At 68.4% G+C, this 18,367-nt stretch carries 13 protein-coding genes; 1 reads left to right on the forward strand and 12 read right to left on the reverse strand.

The features are described from left to right. Positions 1-40 precede the first annotated feature (40 nt). The 5 genes from QM779_RS10265 to QM779_RS10285 form a co-directional block, all read right to left on the reverse strand. Positions 41-2,047, reverse strand: a complete 2,007-nt coding sequence (locus tag QM779_RS10265; RefSeq protein WP_428534827.1) for a glycosyl hydrolase — start codon at positions 2,045-2,047, stop codon at positions 41-43. Continuing rightward, positions 2,044-2,775, reverse strand: coding sequence for an HlyD family efflux transporter periplasmic adaptor subunit (locus QM779_RS10270; RefSeq protein WP_428534829.1), 732 nt, complete (start codon positions 2,773-2,775; stop codon positions 2,044-2,046). The genes QM779_RS10265 and QM779_RS10270 overlap by 4 nt, the downstream gene beginning before the upstream one ends. Beyond that, on the reverse strand, positions 2,772-4,451 hold the full coding sequence (locus QM779_RS10275; protein WP_428534831.1) for a glycosyltransferase: 1,680 nt from the start codon (positions 4,449-4,451) through the stop codon (positions 2,772-2,774). The genes QM779_RS10270 and QM779_RS10275 overlap by 4 nt, the downstream gene beginning before the upstream one ends. A gap of 239 nt (positions 4,452-4,690) precedes the next feature. Then, positions 4,691-4,993 (reverse strand): hypothetical protein, encoded by a 303-nt coding sequence (locus tag QM779_RS10280; protein ID WP_428534833.1) that lies wholly within the window; start codon positions 4,991-4,993, stop codon positions 4,691-4,693. A gap of 83 nt (positions 4,994-5,076) precedes the next feature. Next, on the reverse strand, positions 5,077-6,357 hold the full coding sequence (locus QM779_RS10285; RefSeq protein ID WP_428534835.1) for an adenylosuccinate synthase: 1,281 nt from the start codon (positions 6,355-6,357) through the stop codon (positions 5,077-5,079). A 218-nt stretch (positions 6,358-6,575) separates the two neighbouring features. On the opposite strand from QM779_RS10285, the gene QM779_RS10290 reads away from it, so the two are divergent. Further along, positions 6,576-7,481 carry a glycosyltransferase family 2 protein gene (locus tag QM779_RS10290; protein WP_428534837.1) on the forward strand — a complete coding sequence of 302 codons (906 nt, stop codon included), beginning with the start codon at positions 6,576-6,578 and terminating at the stop codon, positions 7,479-7,481. 95 nt (positions 7,482-7,576) lie between these two features. On the opposite strand, the gene QM779_RS10295 is transcribed toward QM779_RS10290, so the two are convergent. From QM779_RS10295 to QM779_RS10325, 7 genes are all read right to left on the reverse strand, one after another. Further along, positions 7,577-9,715 (reverse strand): hypothetical protein, encoded by a 2,139-nt coding sequence (locus tag QM779_RS10295; RefSeq protein WP_428534839.1) that lies wholly within the window; start codon positions 9,713-9,715, stop codon positions 7,577-7,579. Further along, positions 9,715-10,530 carry a sulfotransferase family protein gene (locus QM779_RS10300; RefSeq protein WP_428534841.1) on the reverse strand — a complete coding sequence of 272 codons (816 nt, stop codon included), beginning with the start codon at positions 10,528-10,530 and terminating at the stop codon, positions 9,715-9,717. The genes QM779_RS10295 and QM779_RS10300 overlap by 1 nt, the downstream gene beginning before the upstream one ends. Before the next feature lie 107 nt (positions 10,531-10,637). After that, the gene (locus QM779_RS10305; protein WP_428534843.1) at positions 10,638-11,834 is read right to left on the reverse strand and encodes a hypothetical protein; all 1,197 of its coding nucleotides are present in this window, start codon (positions 11,832-11,834) and stop codon (positions 10,638-10,640) included. Continuing rightward, the gene (locus tag QM779_RS10310; RefSeq protein ID WP_428534845.1) at positions 11,834-12,787 is read right to left on the reverse strand and encodes a sulfotransferase; all 954 of its coding nucleotides are present in this window, start codon (positions 12,785-12,787) and stop codon (positions 11,834-11,836) included. Before QM779_RS10310 ends, QM779_RS10305 begins: the two co-directional genes overlap by 1 nt. 10 nt (positions 12,788-12,797) lie before the next feature. Beyond that, positions 12,798-14,345, reverse strand: a complete 1,548-nt coding sequence (locus QM779_RS10315; protein ID WP_428534847.1) for a polysaccharide biosynthesis C-terminal domain-containing protein — start codon at positions 14,343-14,345, stop codon at positions 12,798-12,800. 12 nt (positions 14,346-14,357) lie between these two features. Next, the gene (locus QM779_RS10320) at positions 14,358-16,232 is read right to left on the reverse strand and encodes a hypothetical protein (RefSeq protein WP_428534849.1); all 1,875 of its coding nucleotides are present in this window, start codon (positions 16,230-16,232) and stop codon (positions 14,358-14,360) included. Positions 16,233-16,474: 242 nt separating this feature from the next. Continuing rightward, entirely contained in the window at positions 16,475-17,929 is a 1,455-nt protein-coding gene (locus tag QM779_RS10325) for a hypothetical protein (protein ID WP_428534851.1), read from the reverse strand. Positions 17,930-18,367: the final 438 nt, after the last annotated feature.

Genomic DNA, 18,367 nt, shown 5'->3' on the forward strand with positions numbered 1-18,367 from the left:
AGGAGCGACGGCGCGCGTCGGGCCGCCGCTCCCGCCGCGCTCAGCCGAGCGCGTAGAGCCAGGCCAGGAGGTAGGTGCGGCTCAGGCCGTCGTCGAGGGTCGCGTCGGACAGTTTCGCCGCTGCGGCCAGTGCCTGGTTGCGGGCGTCCGGGTCGGCGAGCGCGAGGTACATCAGGGCGTAGTCGCCGAAGGCCTGGTCGAACTGGTCGCCGACGGCGTCGGAGACGTTCGCGCGGATCGCGTCCGCGTCCCCGGCCAGGTAGGTCGAGGTCGGGCTCATCGGCAGCAGCAGGATGCCGAGCTTGGCCGCCGGGGTCGGGGAGAACCACGTGGCGTAATCGCGCTTCCCGCCCCAATTCAGCGTGGTGATCCGGTGGGCGTAGCCGGGGAACGCCGACAGGTCGGGCTCCAGCCAGTAGGTGGACGAGTCGTGCGCCTCCAGTGACAGCATCCAGTCCGCCTCGGTCTCCAGTGCCGCGTCCCCGCTCACCTGTGCCCACAGGCTCAGGCCCGCCCAGGCGTTGACGGCCTCCGAGACCGACTCCTGGTTGTTGCCGTCGGCGAACGGGGCCGTCCCGGACGCCCACGAGTGCGACGCGTACACGTCGAAGGTGCGCCGGTCGGGGAAGTACGAGTTCCCGGCGCTTCCTATGTCGGCAGCGAGCAGGTCCAGGACCGGCGCGTACCGCGCCACGACCGACGGGTCGTACCGGGCCAGCACCGCGGCCGCGTAGAGGAAGTAGCCGTAGTGGAAGTGGTGGTCGTTGTACTCGTCGCTCCCGAAGGACGCCGTCAGGCCCACGACGCCCTTGCCCTCAGGGTCGTAGACGAAGCAGGACGACTCCCGCTGCGTGCACCCCTGCGGCTGGGTCCAGGCCGACAGCTGCTGGTCCAGCGCGGACGCGAGCGTCGCGGCCTGCGCGTGTTCGCCCAATTCCTCCGCCACCATCAGCAGCATCGCGGTCCGTTGCAGGACCTTGCCGCCGTAGTAGGTGTCGGACGGGAACGCGGGCAGCGCACCGACGTCCGACCTCAGCTGCCCTGCCAGCGACGCCTTCCGCGTCGCGTCCAGCCCGCTCAGGTCGAGGGCTGCCCGCGCCCGCGTCCGAGGGGTCGTCCACGTCAGGGACGACCCCGCGCACAGCGTCATCGGCCCGTAGATCGACGGGTAGGTGCCCAGGTCGCACCCGGTCGCCGTCCCCTGGTGCGGCAGCCGGGCGATCGCCGTCCCCTCGCCGGCGTAGGCGAGGGTGGTGGTCACGTCGTCCGTCCCCACCGAGTAGGTGACCGTCGAACCCGTGACCGGCGTGGCGTAGGGCGCCAGCTCGCCCGGGTCGTGGCCCTCGGGAACGGCCCAGAAGGTCACCGCACCGCCGGCGGCCAGGTCGATCCGGGTGCCGTTGACCGTCGCCGACGGCGCCCTGAAGGCGTACCTCCTCGCGCCGATCGTCGCGACGAAGACGTCCCCCGCCGCGCTGAACCCGGCCGGGACGGTGAGCGAGGTCGCTCCGGCCGCAACGAACGAGACGAACGGCGAGCCCTCCGCGATCGTGGTGCGCCCCAGCCGCGTCCCGTCGGCGGCGTAGCTGTCGATCCCGACCACGGCAGGGTCGTCGGTCGCCACCACCGAGCGGGTCGCGCCCAGTCCCACGGTGACGTCTCCGGCGAACCCCCCGCTGATCGTGTCGGCCGTCGCCGCCACGGTGGGAAGGCCGAACGCGAACCCGTCCCCGGTGAGCGCGAACGACAGCGGGAGCGGGAACACCGGCTGCGGGGCGTCGCCGAACACCAGCCCCGAGTACCAGCGGTTGGTGGGCGGGACGCGGCCGTCGGCCAGCCGCGTCGCATCCAGCTGCTTCGGCGTGCGCGAGGCCAGGCCGGCCACCAGCGACCCCACCCGGGTGTCCGGCAGGACCACCGCCTCCGCGGGCGGCGCCGAGCCGGTCGGCCCGGTGGACGGCGTGGCCGGACCCGCCGGTACGGCCGCGCAGCCCGTGACCATGAGCAGGACGAGGGCCACGGCGATCCGCCGGGGCGTCCGGGTCACCTCAGGCCGATCTTCACCAGGAAGTCGGTGAGGGCGTCACCCACTCCCGCGAGCGGCCCCGAGTCGGCGAGCGTCACGGTCACGCCCACCGGCGCCCCCGGGTTGCGCAGGCCCTCGGCAACCTTCGGCAGCGCGCCGGACTCGATCCGAAGCTGGCTGACGGTGCCGTCGTCGCCCGTCGTCGAGCTGACCTGGGTCACGATGCCGGTGATCAGCTCGTCGTCGGCCAGCCGGATCCGTGCCACGGAGTTGGTGTGGACGCGCGCGTAGTCCCGAGGGAACAGCCGGAAGCTGGCCAGCACGTAGCGGTCGTTCGACGCGATCGTCGCCAGCGCGCTGCCAGCACCGAGCGAGTTGCCGAGCCGCGCGTTGAGGCTCTGGACCGTCCCGTCGACCACGGCGAAGTAGGTGATCGTGCCCTTCTTCAGGTCCACGCGGTACGCCTCGGTGTTGCCGACCTTCAGGCCGTTGGCGACGTTCTCCTTCAATTGGAGGCTCTGCACGACGAACAGTTCCTCGCCCTTCGTCACGCTGTCGCCGGCGTCCACGTCCTGCTTCACCACCGTGCCGGAGTAGTCGGCGCCGACCGTGTACACGTCGGCGCCCACGGCGCCGGTGAAGCTGGCGATCTGGTTCTGCCGCTGGTTGAACACCACGGTCAGCAGGCCGACCACGACGATGACGCCGAGGACGCCGAGGGTGAGGCGGAGTCGGTTCTCCCAGGTCATGACAGTCCTCCCTGTAGTGCGGGCGCGGGGGTGGGGGCGACGGGGACGGGGCTTGCGGCGCGCGTCCCTGCCCGCTCGGCCACCCTCGCGCGGTGGCCCTCCTTGAACGCCTCGACCAGGAACAGGCCGAGCGCGACGGTGTTGGTGATGTTCCACGCCGTGGCGAGCGAGAGCTGCTGGTTGTCCAGGTCGCGCCAGACCGCGACGACCGAGGTGAGCAGCAGGAACGTGAACAGGTACACCTGCGGCCGGATGAAGTTGAACGCGGACGTGCGTCGGGCAGCCCCTCCGGTGACGTGCCACTTCTGCTCCTTGCCGGAGAAGGCGTTGATGAACGCCTGGATGTAGATCGGGAAGGACGAGGTGGCGAGGATCAGCACCTCCCAGCGGAACGAGCCGAGCGTGTAGAATGCCAGGATGATCTGCATCAGGTAGAAGCCGGCGTAGAACAGCAGCCAGGTGGCGAAGGTCGTGCCGAGCACCACCGGGCGCAGGTCGAAGAAGATCTCCAGCGCAGGCACCAGGAGCAGGATCCCCGGCGCGACGCCGGTCAGGTAGTGGGTGGCGGTGACGAAGTACATCAGCCGCTGGTCCATCGTCAGCTTGTGGCGGGGGCTGAACGGGTTGTGGGTGAAGAGGATCTCGAAGCCGCCGGTCGCCCACCGCAGTTGCTGCTTGGTGTAGTCCTCGATGGTCTCCGGCGCGTCGCCGGTGGCGAGCACGTCGGGGATGTAGACCGTCCGCCAGCCGCGCTCGTGCAGCATCAGCGACGTCCACACGTCCTCGGACTTGGAGTCGGTGTAGATGCCGCCCACGTCATCGACGGCCGCCCGCCGGAACACCACGTTGGTGCCGACGCAGAACGCGGCGTTGAAGTGGTTCCGCCCGGGCTGGACGAACCGGTAGAACACGGCCTGCATGTAGCCGGCGCCGCGGGAGACGAGGTTGTTCATGTTCCCGTAGCTCTGGGGCGTCTGCACGAAGGCCACATTCGTGTCGATGAAGAACGGAATTGTCTGGTAGAGGAATTCTGGACGCGGAACGAAGTCGGCATCGAAAATAGCGAAGTAGTCGGTTTTCACCTGGCTGAGCGCATGGTTGACGTTGCCGGCCTTCGCTCCGCCGCTGGACAGCCGGCGGATGTACTGCACGCCCACCTCCGCCGCCATCGCCCTGACGGCGTCCGAGCGGCCGTCATCGAGGATCCAGGTGGTGTGCTGGCCCCAGAGGTCGCGGGCGGCGATCGCCGTCCGCCGGATCACCTCCAGCGGCTCGCCGTAGCAGGTGATCAGGACGGCCACGGAGATCGGGCGGCCGTCGAGGGCGAGCGGCCAGTCCGGGCGCGCCGGGTCGGCGGACGTGGGCAGCCGGTCACCGAACAGCTCCCTGCGGGCGAGGTAGTACTCGTCGGTGCGCGGCGAGCGCCAGCCGGCGAGGATCGTCCACATCGCCAGAACGGCGTGGACGATCAGGATGCTCTCGGCCGTGATCACCAGGACGTACGGCAGCCAGTCGCCGCGGTTGGCCGGGTTCAGAAGGAAGAGCGAGTAGGCGACCACCCCGATCGTGGCGAGGATGGTGAGCACCATGATCACCGGGGAGAACGGGTTCCTGGTCTGCCGTCTGCGGGTCTCAGGGTCGCGGTCGTCGACCCGTGCGAGGTCGTGGTTGAGCATTGTCTGTGGCCCCCTCGTGCAATCTCTCGCCGCCACGGGTGCACCCATCGGCGAACACCCGCGGCGTCGCCGGAAAATGCGAAACCGGCCCGGAGAATCCTCCGGTCCGGCATTGGTCAGGGTCGGGCTCCTCGCCCTTCCCTGCATCCACGGTAAGCACACGGAATGCGCCCGCACAAATCCGGGAGGGCTGCGTCACAGGAATGTAACCAGGAATTGTCCTCCTGCTCACCTCCCGCTCAGGCGGGCACCCAGCGGCCCATGAAGCCGAACAGCACGATGCTGAACAGCACCAGGACGCCCAGGGTCGTCCACCAGCGCCAGGAGACACGGCCGGTGCGGGCGTCCATCCCGGTGGCGACGACGGCAGCGACCGTCACGCCGAGGTTGAGCGCGACCATCATGATCCCCAGCCAGTAGAACCGGCCGTCCACCCACACCCAGGTGAGGTAGGCGATCGTGAGGAAGCACGCGGTGAGACCGAGGAAGCCGAGCAGGACCGGCACCCACCAGGGGGTCGGGGTGGGCGGTCGCCTGGCCATCGATCAGACGACGACGTTCCCCGCCGCGCCAGCGGCGGGGAACCGAGGAGTCTTGACGAGTGGTGAGGAACGAACCACGAGGATCAGAGCAGGTCGTGCAGCATGACCGCCTGCTCGCGGGACGGGCCGACGCCGATGCCGGAGATGCGGCACCGGACGAGCTCCTCCAGCCGGCGGACGTACGCCTGCGTGTTCTTCGGCAGGTCGGAGAACTCCCGGCAACCGGAGATGTCCTCGGTCCAGCCGTCCAGGTACTCGTACACGGGCACCGCGTGGTGGAAGTCGGTCTGCGTCATCGGCAGCGTGGTGGTGCGCTCGCCGTTCACCTCGTAGGCCACGCAGACCGGGATCTTCTCCCAGCCGGTCAGGATGTCGAGTTTGGTCAGGAACATGTCGGTGAACGCGTTGGCCGTCACGGCCGCCTCCACGACGAGGGCGTCGAACCAGCCGCAGCGACGGTTGCGTCCGGTGGTGGTGCCGAACTCGGCCCCGTCCTGGCGCAGCTTCTCGCCGTCCGCGTCCAGCAGCTCGGTCGGGAACGGGCCCTCACCGACACGGGTGGTGTAGGCCTTCATGATGCCGATCACGCGGTCGATCCGGGTGGGACCCACGCCCGCGCCGGTGCTCGCCCCGCCGGCGATCGGGTTGGAGCTGGTCACGTAGGGGTAGGTGCCGTGGTCGACGTCGAGGTGGTGGGCCTGGGCCCCCTCGAAGAGGACGACCTGGCCGGCGTCCAGCGCGGTGTTGAGGACGCGGACGGTGTCGGCGACCATCGGACGCAGCCGCTCGGTGTGCGCGAGGAGCTCCTCGGCGACCTCGGTGGCGTCGATCGCGCGCCGGTTGTAGACCTTCACGAGCAGGTGGTTCTTCTGCTCGAGCGCGGCCTCGACCTTCTGGCGCAGGATCGAGTCGTCGAACAGGTCCTGCACGCGGATGCCGAGCCGGTTGATCTTGTCGGAGTACGCCGGGCCGATGCCGCGTCCGGTGGTACCGATCCGGCGGTTGCCGAGGAAGCGCTCCGTGACCTTGTCCATCACCTTGTGGTACGGCGCGATGACGTGGGCGTTGGCGCTCACCAGCAGCTTCGAGGTGTCGACGCCACGGGCGTTCAGCCCGTCGATCTCCTCGAACAGGACGTCGAGGTCGATCACGACGCCGTTGGCGATCACGGGGACCGAGTCGTTGAGAATGCCGGAGGGGAGCAGGTGGAGCGCGTACTTTTCCCCGTTCACCACCAGGGTGTGGCCCGCGTTGTTGCCGCCGGAGTAGCGGACCGTGTAGTCGACACGGTCGCCCAGCTGGTCGGTGGCCTTGCCCTTGCCCTCGTCGCCCCACTGTGCGCCGACGACCACGATTCCCGGCATCTGCCTGCCCCTTTGCGTGAGTCAAGCCCGCGGCAATGCCGACGGGCTCTTGCGACCCAATGGTAGCGGTCGGGCAGCCGACGGGCTCTCGAATGTGAGCCGGGCCCTCTGTGATCAGGATCGCCCAGGATGGTCAGACCCGGGGCCTTGCCGGTCACAGGAAGTGCCCTAGAGTTAGCTGGACAGCGCAGCCGCAACCGACTCGGGGGGATTGGAAGATGAGCGAACTGCCGTTGGTTTCCGTCGTCATCGCCACACGGAATCGCCCAGAGATGCTGCGAACAGCCATCGCGGCCGTCGTTGCGCAGAGTTATGAGGGCCCGATCGAGTGCCTGATCGTCTTCGACCAGACCGATGTTGACCAGTCCTTGAACAGCGAGGAGCCGCTGCGGAGCGTCAGAGTCATGCCGAACACCCGCACCCCGGGGCTCGCGGGCGCGCGCAACACCGGCATCCTTCAGGCCCACGGTGAGTACGTGGCCTTCTGTGATGACGATGATTACTGGCGGCCCACCAAGATCGCGAAGCAGCTGGCAGGAATCGGGTCCGCTCTGACTTCGGCGACGGGGATCGAGATCGACTACGGCGGACACCAGACCGAACGTGTGCCAACGCGATCCACCTTCACACTTGAGAACCTCGTCCGCAAACGGCTGATGGAGGCGCATCCTTCGTCGGTCCTGATGCGCCGGGATGCCATCCTCGACAAGATCGGTCTGGTGGACGAGGAGCTCCCCGGCAGTTTCGGGGAGGACTACGACTACATCATCCGTGCGCTACAGGCCGGCCAGATCGCCATCGTTGAGGAACCGCTGGTGGTCGTGCGCTGGGGACAGTCCATGTTCTCGCGCGACTGGGACACCATCATCGCCGCGATTGACTACATGCTCGACAAGCACGAAGTGTTCCACCGCGACCCGAAGGCGTTGGCAAGGCTCTACGGACAGCGCAGCTTTGCAAAGGCTGCTCGGGGCGACACGCAGGACGCGCTTCGAGATGTGCGAAAGACTTTGCGCCTCTCCCCCATGGAGAAGCGAGCCTATGTCACCCTTCTCGTCACCACGCGGCTGATCTCGGCCCCGAAGGTTCTCGACATCGCCCACAAACGCGGCCACGGGATCTGAGCCAGCCAGAGCAACAGTCATGCTGGTGGCCAGGTCCTCTGGCCTCCAGTCCTCGACAGCCGGCGGCGCCTCATGCGTGGATGGGCCACGGCACTCTAGGACGAGCCCACGTGTACCTTGCGCGGCGCACCCGACCGTGAACGGATCGCCGACTGAGAACGTAAGAGGACGAACCGCCGTCGCACTACGAGCTCCATCCAGAGCAGGCTGACGATCAGGCCGACTCCGATCCCACTGCCGACGAACTGGGGGAATGCTCTCGGGACCTCCGTGGGGGGGTCCGTTCGAAGAGTTGAACCCGCGGTCGTGGTGGTCAGCAGAATGGTGCTGATCGCGTCATCGATGCTCTCCCGCTCGGTGCTGTCCGCAGTCACCCCGAGGCTGTCCAACTCCGCGGCGCGGGCCTGAAGGGTCGCGAGTAGCTGGGTCCTGCGATTCTCCAGGAATGCCTGCCGCGTACTCAGGTAGGCGTTCGAAATTCGATCGGCGAGGGCGGGAAGCGTCGCGACATCCTCGGACTGCAGGGAGATCACCAACACCTGGGTGTTGGGGATCGCTGTCACCGTCAGGTCGCTCCGCAGCCGCCACTGCGCAGTCGCGCTGCTGTCGACCTGGGCAAGGGTCTGCTCGGACATCACCAGTGCAGCCTCGGTGTCGATCGTCGTGTCTCGTGGCGCGTCATCGCTGTTCGCGTCCGTCTGAAGGTAGGACGGCGACGGCGCCAGCAGGACGTACTCCTTCACTTCGTAGGTGGTCCGCGGGAACAGCGCCAGCGTTCCGCCGATCGCTCCCCCGACGATCGCGAGTGCGATGATCGTGCGGCGGCTATCCCGCAGCGCATCCAGCCAGTAGCGCAATGTCCTGACAGACAGCTCACCGCGGGCACTCACTGCGCGCCAGCCGAGCCCGATGGCCACCATCACCAGCAGCAGCGGGACGCCCAGCGTGTCGTAGACGAACATCTGGACCAGGAAGAACACCACCAGCGTGGTCGAGAACGATTCCGAGGTCGTGCGACATCGCCAGGTGCGGAACAGCGACGAGAGGAAGAAGGCGAGGAACAATGCTGCGCCAACAAGGCCCTGCGCGAAGATCACGAACCACAGGTGCCCCTGGGTGCCGAGTGGTGGCACGCCGCAGGCGGGGCACTCCTCGGTGGACGTGCCGGCGATCGACGCGAAGCTCCCCTGCACGTCCCTGGTTCCGCCGAAACCGATGATCGGCGAGCCCTCGAGTGCGCTGACCACCGTCTGCACGAGGAGCTGTTCGCGCCGGTCGTTGCTGTGCTGGTGCTCGAACCGGTCCCCGACCACGTCGCCGAGGGGGCTGGCGAGGAAGGCGACCGCAGCGACGGCCAGAACGCCACCCAGGACAGCCAGGGTGCCGAAGCGTCCGTCCTTCGCCTGGAGCAGGACCAGGATCACCACGCCGACCGCCAGGCAGCCCCACAGACCGCGGTTCAACGAGTAGACGATCGGGACCAGCGAGCTGACCAGTATCCCGACGCCGACAAGGCGGCGGAGCCGACCCCCGCGCCTGAGCCACGTATCGAGGAAGAACGGCAGCGACAGCGCCATGACGCTGCCCCAGGTGTTCGCGTAGGCGAACGGGGCTTTCGGCCGTGCCTCCGGCGTGCCGAGCACGTCCTGAATGTCCGACAACCCGGGGTGGATCTGAGAGGCGACGAAGCTGTTCTGCGCGAGGCTCTTGGGAAGCACGACCTCCAGCAGCGAAGGAAAGTCGACCGACGCCAGAACTGTCCCGGCGAGACCTCCTGCCGTGGTGAAGACGAACATCCACGACAGCACCCGGGAGACCTCGGAAGTCGGCAACTCGGCTTCGGTCGAGTTGAACACCCACGCCACCGCCACCGTGCATACGAGGTACAGCCCGAGGTTGTAGGCGAAGACGAGGATGCGCCCGGCACCGCCTCCGGGCACCGCGCCCGGCGCGTTTGTGTACAGCACAAAAACGCCGAGGCACACCCACACCATGAAGACGAGCCACCAGCCCAGTCCCTGAGGAATCAGAAGGTGTCGCAGGCCGCGCAGCTGCCAGGCCATGACGGCGGCCATGGCGAAGGGCATGAAGGACGCCACGCCGAGCAGCCACCACAGCGGGTAGCCCATCACCACGACAGCCAGGGGCCAGATCCGCGGGAGGCGATCGATCCGGGTGAGCAGGGGCGAACTGCCCCGGCTCGGCGGCCGCTCGGCCACCATGACGGCCCGCATCAGCCCTGGGTTCCCTCGGACGCTCCGCTGGTCGGGCGCTCCGGCTCGGATCGCCAACTCGGCGGCCTGCGCATCAACCCGCGCAGCTTCTCGTCGGATTCGGCGAACTCCTCGCGCAGGCGGGCGCGGAGCTCGTCATCCATGGGTTCGCGGGGCTGGGCGTTCCACTGCTCCACCTCGGCTGGGAGCCACGGGTTCAGACCGAGCCAGGCGAACAGTTCGGTGAGCTCGTCCTGCGGCTCGGTGAAGAACCGGTCCGCGTCGACGATGAAGACCCGCTCGGGTCCCAGGGCATCCACGTAGCGCTGGACCTGGTCCGCATACCGGCTGCGCGTGACGTACGCGTGGTGGCGGTGGTCGAAGCTGTCGTAGCCCGGTTGGGTGCGGATCCGGTCCTCCTCCCCTGCCAGCCGCTCGGCCTCCAGCGCGAGCGCCGGCTCGAACTCCTCGGTCTCGAAACCCCGCCGCAGTTCGTGTCGATGGGCCGAGTAGGCGCGCTCCACCGGGTCACGGAGCATTGCGACCACCCTCACGTTCGGCAGGTCAGCCGCGATGCGCGATGCGGACAGGGGGTGGAACAGGTAGTACCCGCTGCTCTCGAACGTCCGGGCCCGGCCGCCCGTCCGCCACCGCGCCAGCGCCCGAATCGGGAAGTGGCTCCGGTACCAGGCCCGACCCTTGCCATAGTTCGACTCGAAGTAGCCGGTCCCCTTGGTGACAGTGGGACGGACGACGTCCGGGTGTTCGTTGAGGACCCGGAACAGCGTGGTGGTGCCGGCGCGCTGGGCGCCCAGAATGATGAAGTCAGGCTCCATCCGGAGCCCTGACGTGATCGTTCCCCACGCCGTCAGTGCCGATCGTCCCAGCCGGTTCAGCGAGGCCGGCATCGACCTGTTCGCCCTGGAAACCGCCCCTCGCACGCTCATCGTCCGCCCCTCCCACCGACGACCAACTTCTCCAGCCACAGTTCGAGGGCATCCAGAATGACCCTGGTCCGCTCCGCGACGAGACTCTCGCCGCCCTGCCCCACCGATTCTAGGTAGCGGAAGGTGATCGCCACGAGGTAGGCCGCCGCGATCAGGTCGGCCTCTTCGCCGTTCCCGAGCGCGGCCGTCCCGCGCGCGACCCCGTCCAGCACCGCGGCAGCGGTCAGCCCCTTCCGCAGCAACACGTCGTTGACCGGGTAGTGGACGGCGTCCAACCCGCGCACGACCCCGGTCTCGAACCGCTCGAAGTCCCACAGCTGGAGGCGCCGACCGCGCCAGGCCATGTTCCAGGCGGTCCAGTCGCCGTGCCAGGCGCCCACCCGCAGGTCGGGGCGGTCGTGCGCGAGGTTGCCCAGTCGGTCGAACAGCTCGCGCCAGCGATCCACCACCGGTGCGGGCGGCAGCGCGGCGGTCTGCATCCGTCGCCACTGGGGAGCCTCGACCAGCGGCGCGCTGCCGGCGTCGAACGACTCCGAGAAGTCCCGCATCAGCCCGGTCGGAACGCGCCGGCCAGCGAAGAACTGGGGCACCGTGCGCAGCGGGGTGAGCAGTAACACGTCGTGGTCGTTCCAGCGGGTCAGCGAGATCAGTTCCGGCACCTCGAACCGGGGACCGAGCCTGCCGGCGATCTCCCCCAGTGCAGTGGCCTCGGCGCGGACACGTTCGCTCGCCACCGGGTTGTCGCCGACCTTCGCGAAGGCGAGGGTGTCGCCGCTGCGCCTGCTGAAGACCTCGAGGACCGGCTTCCGGTTCGCCCTGGCCGTCCCGACCCCCACGCCGAACACCACGGGCTCACCCAACTGTCCGGCCAGGTGCGACGACAGGTCGTCGGCGGTCCCGCCGCGCACCGCCAGGCCGGCCGGCAGCACCCTGCCGACGCCGGCCACGCGGATCGCGGCGGCCGCGCCGATCCGGGACACCGCGTCCCTGGTGCTCAGCGCGACACTGAACCGCAGCAGGGCGCGCGAAGCCGCGCGACCCGGCGCGCCGGGCACGAGCAGGCGCGGACGGTTCAGGTCGGGCAGACCCCGGAACGGGACATCACCCGAGCGGGTGGCGACCTCGCTGACCGATGCCCCGGGGTGGAAGTCCTCCACCGTGGCCCTGAGTGCTGCCGCAGCCTCGGACGTCATCAGGAACCCTCCTGTGCGGAGCGAAGCCGGTACCCGTAGGCGAGGAGCAGGGGCGCGGAGAGGAGTGTCACCAGGAGACGCCGCCCCCGCGGCATCCCCTGCCGCCAGGCCTCGTCGGAGCGGAGCACCGTCCGCCCCCGTGTGAAGCGCATCGGGTTCCCCGCTACCGAGTGGGTGGGAAGAAGTTCGATCGTGTGCGCGTCCTCCATCGGCAGCGTGCCCGGGCCCGGCAGTCCGAGGCGTCGCCACGCCTGTGAGACCGTGGCCTCCGGATCGGCCACGAGGTCCTCGTAGCGAATTCGCAGGACCGGGCGACCCAGGCGTCCGGCGAGCTGCATCGCGAGGTTGTGGGACAGCCAGTGCGCCGAGCTGTGCACGGACGAGTAGCGGGGCATGGCCTCGCCGTCCTCGGTCTCGGGGCGGGCCACGGTCTTGGACCAACTGTACGCGACCCCCCTGCTGTCCCGGACAAGGTGGATCATCCGCAGATCGATGGCCGGATCGTGCGCAAGGGCGACGGCGAGCGGCGGGAACTTGCTGGAGTCCACGACCACACGGGCACCGGTCAGCTGCTGCGCCGCGTCGCAGATCCGGTGGTGGTAACCGGTGAACTCTGCGGCCTGGTTCGCCAACTCCGGTGGGAGCGAGCGCCGGAGCATCCGGGGCAGGTGACGCTGGCGCACCACGGCGGCCTTCAGCGCGAGCACGCGCTCCACGTCCACCTGGTCCCAGCCGCCGAAGGCGGTTCGTCCCACCTCTGCCCAGAACGGACAATCGGCGAAGGGCTCACCACAGGCGCAGCGCTGGTTCTGCCGTACGCCCCGCTCCCAGAGGTGCTCGAGCTCACCCAGGACGACGACCCCGTCCAGTCGGGCGAGCAGGCACTCCAGCAGCGTCGAACCGCTGCGGCCGTAGCCGCCGATGTAGAGCAACACTTCTCCCCCCGTGCCCATGCTGTTCAGGCTAGTCGCTCGGCCGGTCGACGGAATTGCCGTCCGGGCGTCGTCGACCCCCGGGCATCAGAGACCTCAGCGCCGCCAGCCTCAACCTCCTGCGGTTGCGCCACAGGACCAGACCGTAGGCCGCCGCACCGACGACCATCAGGACGATCCTCATCACCATCGAGTCCGTGAACACCGACGCGACGGCCAGCGGCGCGGCGAAACAGCCGATCGCGGTGACAGCGACGACGAGCGACTCGCGGGACAGGGGCGAGATGCGCAGCTGCCGCCAGACCTGTAAGCACCCGAGCAGGGCGCGGACGGCGACGGCCACGCACCAGGCGACCGCCGCACCGAGGATGCCGATCTGCGGGATCAGCACCAGGCACAGGCCGAGGTCCACCGTCAGTGCGGCCAACGAGTTCACCAGGCTCAAGCCGCTGCGTCCCGACATCAGCAGCAGGGTGTCGATCGGCCCCGAGGCGACGCCGATCAGCATGGCCACGGCCATCACCAGGACGACGGCAACACCCTCATCGTCGAACCCTTCACCGAACAGGCTCAAGTACAGGGACGGGACGCCGGCGATCACCAGGTAGAGCGGCCACGCCATGGCCATGCTCCAAGCCGTCGTCGTGCGAAAGACCTCGTCGAGCGCGGCCCGCTCCCCCGTCGCGAGGAGATGGGTGAACCGGGGCTGGATCACCTGCTGGATGGCCTGGACGCCCAGTTGGCCGAGCGGCACGAAGCGGGTGGCCGCGGTATAGACGGCCGCCGCCGCGGGCGAGATCAACGCGGCGATGATGATGATGTCGGCACGCTGGATGACTACCTGGGAGACCATCGCCACGCTCCTCGGCCAGGTGAACGACCAGAACTGGCCCATCACTCCGGCCGAGGTTGGTTCGTCTGCCACCGGTTCCGCGCGCCGCCGTACGAGCCGCACCATCGCGATGATGGCCAGCGGCGCGAACAGCACCGAGGGAATGACCCAGGCCAGGGTCAGGAACACCACGCTGCCCGCGGCGACCGCGCACCAGACCACGAGGACAAGCTGGGCCACCGAACGGAAGATCTTGTCGAACCAGACGGTCTGCCGGATGTTGGCGAACGCCCGGGTGGCGCCCAACGCCCACAGGCCAAGGCTTGTCGGTGGAACCGTCGTCGCGAGGATGCGCAGGACGAGGGGGCCGCTGTCGGCAGGGAGCGACATCGCCGCTGCGATTGGCTCCGCCCAGATCCAGACCCCGACGGCGATCAACACACTCGACACCAGCGCAGCAACGGCTGTCCACGTCAGGCATATACGGATCGCCGCCCAGCGTCCGGCGACCACCAACTGCGGCACGAACCGGCCGAGGCCCACCTCGATCCCGAGACCACCGAGAGCAACGAGCACGAGGTACAGCGACGTCGCGCTGAACAGGACGCCTGCGGTCTCCTTGTCGTAAGCATTCGTGATCACCGCTGTGACGACGAACCCCGCGATCGCCGACACCCCGGCCCCGGCGATGCTCAGCGCCCCACCCCGGGCGATTCGCTCGAGGTGGCGGTCAGCGCTTGTCGTCATCCTGCCCCACGGTCACGCGGAGGCGGCGTCACTGCCAGCGGGCACGACGCCCTCCGGATGGTCGTCCGCCGCAGACGGGTGGTCGTCGTCCAGGACGCTGTCCTCATCGGGGGTGGCGTCCTCATCGGCCTCGACGTCCTCTGGCGACGTCGGGCTGGCTGGGGTCCCCACCCCGTCCTCGGCATCGAGGGAGGCGTCGAGCCGGCCCAGGTTGCGACGCCGCCTCACCCGGGCGGCTGGGCCGGCATCCGAGTCCGCGACAGCTGGCGAGCCGGACTCCTGCACAGCTTCCGCCTCGACCTGGCTCACCGCCTCGACATCGACATCGGCCTCGAGCGCCGGAGACTCGATCGGCTCGCCCGAAGCCGTGTCGGGCAGGTCCTCCGGGACCGCGCCAGACTCCGCGGACGACGCATCGTCGGCGACGCGATCCTCCGCAGCCGTGGCACTGGGGATCGACGCCGGGATCACGGGCGTCTGTCCGCCCACTCCACGCCGTGGCCGCTCGGGCTTCCGGGACACCCCGGTGACCAGCACGACACCGAGGTCGCGGCCGCTGAGGATCGGCGGAAGGATCGCCTCCTTGATGCGCGAATGGCCCTGGACCACCTCGGTGATCACCGCGTCGGCCTGGTCGCCGAGCGCCAGCGAGGCGGAGTCGCCGATGCCGGGACCGATGACCAGCACGATGTCCGAGATCTGACGAAGCCGCTCGAGGAAGCGGGCCATGGCGGGAGACATGAACAGGTCGGCGCCGTCCCCGCCGTGCGAGGCCGAGACCACCCGCAGGTTGTCCGCCACCGCGATCAGCGCGTCCCGCGGGTCGCCTCCGTCGGCCAGCAGTTGGGCGAGGCCCTGCTGCCCTTCCCGTGCATGCGCCACGGGCCAGACGGCGAGCGTGTCCACGACGGTGGTGCGAAGGTTCGCTCCGGCCAGCGCGAGCGCGAGCCCGACCGCACTGACCGGGCTCTGCACGGGATCGTCCGACCCGGGAGCGATCAGCACCACCGCCGGGCGACGGTGCTCTGCGGTGAGCATTGCGACCCGAAGGCTCCGGAAGCACTCCGGTGTGGGTGCGCCGCTGGCCGTGGCCGACTCGGCCGCGCGGGCGTCAGTCTGGCTGACGGTTCCCAGGATGGTGCGGCCCGTCACCAGGATGTCGTCGACGTGGTGGATCCGGTTGTCCATCCGGGACCGGATGAAGGCGATGAGAAGGGCGAGCAACGCTCCTCCGAGCGCACCGGCGGCCGCGTAGGCGATCCACGAGTCCAGCAGACCCTCGGTGTGGAGACGGGCCGGAGTAACCACCTGGCCGGGATTGAACGAGCTGATCTGCAACTCGGCGCTTCGTGCGCGGAGCTGGTTGATCTGGGTGGTCACCGCATCCAGCTGGGTCTGGAGGACTGCGGTCTGGCCGGCGGACTGTTTCTTGGCCAGTTCCTCGGCGAGGTCAGTCTGGTCGGCCTTCCGTTCGTCAATCTGCTGATTGATCAGGTCGATTTGGCCGTCGACGAGCGATCGCGCCCTGGACTCGCGGAAGGAGAGGAACTCCTCGGCGAACGCCTGCGCGATAGCGACAGCCTGGTCCGGGTCCTGGTCGGTGTAGCTGATTTCGAGGAGTTGGGTGTTGGTCGGCGGCGACACGTCGAGGTTGGCGAACAGTTGCGCGGTCGACCGGGTCGTCCCGGTCTTCTGCTGGACGAGCTCCGCCACGTCGAACGACCTGACCAGTTGCGCCTCGGTCTCGAGGTTGGTGAGGCTGTCACCACGACCGGAGGTCGAGAACGGGTTGCCGTCCAGGGGGTTGAGCAGGATCACAGCCTCGGCCTGGGACAGGCGCTCGCGGTACCACCCGTACACCCCGCCGGCCACAGCGGCAGCCAGCACGATCGCGATGGAAAGCACGAGACCGCGCGCCAAGGCTGACCTGAACGAGGCCGACCTGGAACTCACCGACTCACTCGTCGACAAGAGACCCCCCTAGTCCCCGGGTGGACTGCGTTCTTCAGTTCCACCTCCATCGTGAGGCTACCATCCGGCATCCCGTCGCCCGGTGAGCCGGATGCCGGATGGAATCGCCCACTCAGCGCTTGGGGAAAGTCGGCGCCTGCTTCAGGGTGTCGGTGAAGTCACTCATCTTGACCGTGGTGGTCAGCGCCCAGTTGGTGGTGCTGTTCAGGGTGGTGTTGAAGTACGCGAGGGCGATGCCTCCGGTCGCCTTCAACTCGCTGTAGGTGTCGCGAATCCAGTGCGGGTAGTCGGCGCTGGCACGGTCGTTCAGGCCGGTTTCGGCGAGACCCCACGCGATGCCCTTGCTCTTGGCCCAGGCGGAGATTCTGGTCAAAGTAGGTCGCCTTGAGGCTGGGATCCCCAAGCCGAAGGGTGCCGTTCTTGGTGGTTCCGTAGGCGGTGTACACATCAAAGCCGGCGATGTCGACCGTGGTGTTCGGCCAGATCGAGTCGAACCGGAACTCCGAGGCCCCGTAGAGCTGGTTCCATCCGGTGAGGATCACGGTGAAGGCCGCGTTGGGGGCATTCGACCGAATGATCGGGCCGAGGCGCTCCTGCATCTTCGTCCATTTCGTGATGTCCGGCTCGTCCTTCTCCGGCTCGTGGTGGAAGGCCACCCAGACGGGGCCGTTCAGCTTGGCGATACGTTGGGCGATGTCGGTCGCCCACGCGTCGCCCTTGCCCGCGACCATGTCAGTCCAGTTGTACGGCAGCTTGAAGCTGATCCACGGGATGCGGCCCGCAGCAAGGTCGATCGCGGCGTTCCGCATGGCGGCATCCACCTGGTTCGACTGGTAGTACGTGCGGCGCACGCCGAAGTGGGCGCCGGCGCTCGTTTCGATCGAGGTGGGGTCGGTGTTGGAACCGACCGCTCCGCCGACCAGCGGGTCGCAGGCGCCAACGCCCCTGGCGTTCAGCGTGCAGCCGTTGGACAGCGTGTACGCGCCTGTCGTCGTCGCCGGCGTGCTCGCTGTGGCAGTCGCTGTGGCCGTGGCGGTCGCTGTGGCCGTCGGTGACGGCGTCGGCGTCTCGGCGGCCTCGTTCTTCTGCGCGGTTCCGGTCACGGTCAGCGAGACGGAGTCGACGTAGACGAGAGCTGACTTGGCGACGTCGTAGGCGAGGACGTTCAGGTCGAGCGCTGCGCCCTGGATCGTGGTCGTGAAGGTCAGCGAGAGCTTGTGCCACGACTTGTTCTTCGTGGTGTAAGTGGTCGAGTGGCTGAGCACCTGGTCCGCATACACCTCGCGGACCCGCAGTTCGAAGTTGCGCTTCTTGACCGAACTCTTCACCCGCGCCGTCGCCGTGTAGACGAGGTAGGCGTCGCCGCTCTGGACCGAGTTCACCGCATCGTTCAGGACGAGCGTGCTCCCCTTCACCTTGGACGTGAGCCGCGCCGCCTTGTTGCCGGAGACCTTCTTCGTCGAGAGCTTGGTCGTGGTGGAGTCGTTCACCTTCCATCCGGTGACACCACCGGAGAAGGTGCCGTTGTCCACCAGGTTCTTGGCAGCGCCCTGTGCCAGCGGTGACGGCTGGAAGCCGAACGCGAGGGTGGCTGCGACGACCACAGTGGCCATGCGCCGTAACGAGCGCCAGTCATAGCGAGACATATTCGGGGGGATTCCTCTATATGGGTGACAGTGAGCGACGCATCCCCCCGGGGGTCCTGTCCCGAAGGACCAACCCCAGACGCGCTGAGAGAAAGCTTAGAGCGAAACCTGTGAAAATGCCAAATTCTCGCTCTCAGCCTGAGACGAGCCTGAGAGATCGTCGTCGTGCAGTAGAGACGGCGAGCCGATTGCTGCGCCGAGTAGAGTGTGGGCAACTGCACGGTCACCGAAGGGGGAGGGTGAACATGCGACGATGGTTGCCTGCCGTTGCGTCGGCGCTGGTCCTGTTCTCGGGTTGCACTCCGACATCACCCGATGCGACCTCATCCGTACCGGCGCCCTCGGCCACAGCCACCCCCACGGACGTGGCCTCGACCATCCAGACACCACTCCCGGAGTCCGAGA

The sequence above is a fragment of the Propionicimonas sp. genome (assembly GCF_049840635.1).
GTDB lineage: Bacteria > Actinomycetota > Actinomycetes > Propionibacteriales > Propionibacteriaceae > Propionicimonas.

What these genes read in the sequence shown, in the direction of transcription:
- QM779_RS10270 (WP_428534829.1), bottom strand. Translation starts at nt 2,775, where the DNA reads ATGACCTGGGAGAACCGACTCCGCCTCACCCTCGGCGTCCTCGGCGTC.
- QM779_RS10275 (WP_428534831.1), bottom strand. Translation starts at nt 4,451, where the DNA reads ATGCTCAACCACGACCTCGCACGGGTCGACGACCGCGACCCTGAGACC.
- QM779_RS10280 (WP_428534833.1), bottom strand. Translation starts at nt 4,993, where the DNA reads ATGGCCAGGCGACCGCCCACCCCGACCCCCTGGTGGGTGCCGGTCCTG.
- QM779_RS10285 (WP_428534835.1), bottom strand. Translation starts at nt 6,357, where the DNA reads ATGCCGGGAATCGTGGTCGTCGGCGCACAGTGGGGCGACGAGGGCAAG.
- QM779_RS10290 (WP_428534837.1), top strand. Translation starts at nt 6,576, where the DNA reads ATGAGCGAACTGCCGTTGGTTTCCGTCGTCATCGCCACACGGAATCGC.
- QM779_RS10295 (WP_428534839.1), bottom strand. Translation starts at nt 9,715, where the DNA reads ATGCGGGCCGTCATGGTGGCCGAGCGGCCGCCGAGCCGGGGCAGTTCG.
- QM779_RS10300 (WP_428534841.1), bottom strand. Translation starts at nt 10,530, where the DNA reads ATGGAGCCTGACTTCATCATTCTGGGCGCCCAGCGCGCCGGCACCACC.
- QM779_RS10305 (WP_428534843.1), bottom strand. Translation starts at nt 11,834, where the DNA reads ATGACGTCCGAGGCTGCGGCAGCACTCAGGGCCACGGTGGAGGACTTC.
- QM779_RS10310 (WP_428534845.1), bottom strand. Translation starts at nt 12,787, where the DNA reads ATGGGCACGGGGGGAGAAGTGTTGCTCTACATCGGCGGCTACGGCCGC.
- QM779_RS10315 (WP_428534847.1), bottom strand. Translation starts at nt 14,345, where the DNA reads ATGACGACAAGCGCTGACCGCCACCTCGAGCGAATCGCCCGGGGTGGG.
- QM779_RS10325 (WP_428534851.1), bottom strand. Translation starts at nt 17,929, where the DNA reads ATGGCCACTGTGGTCGTCGCAGCCACCCTCGCGTTCGGCTTCCAGCCG.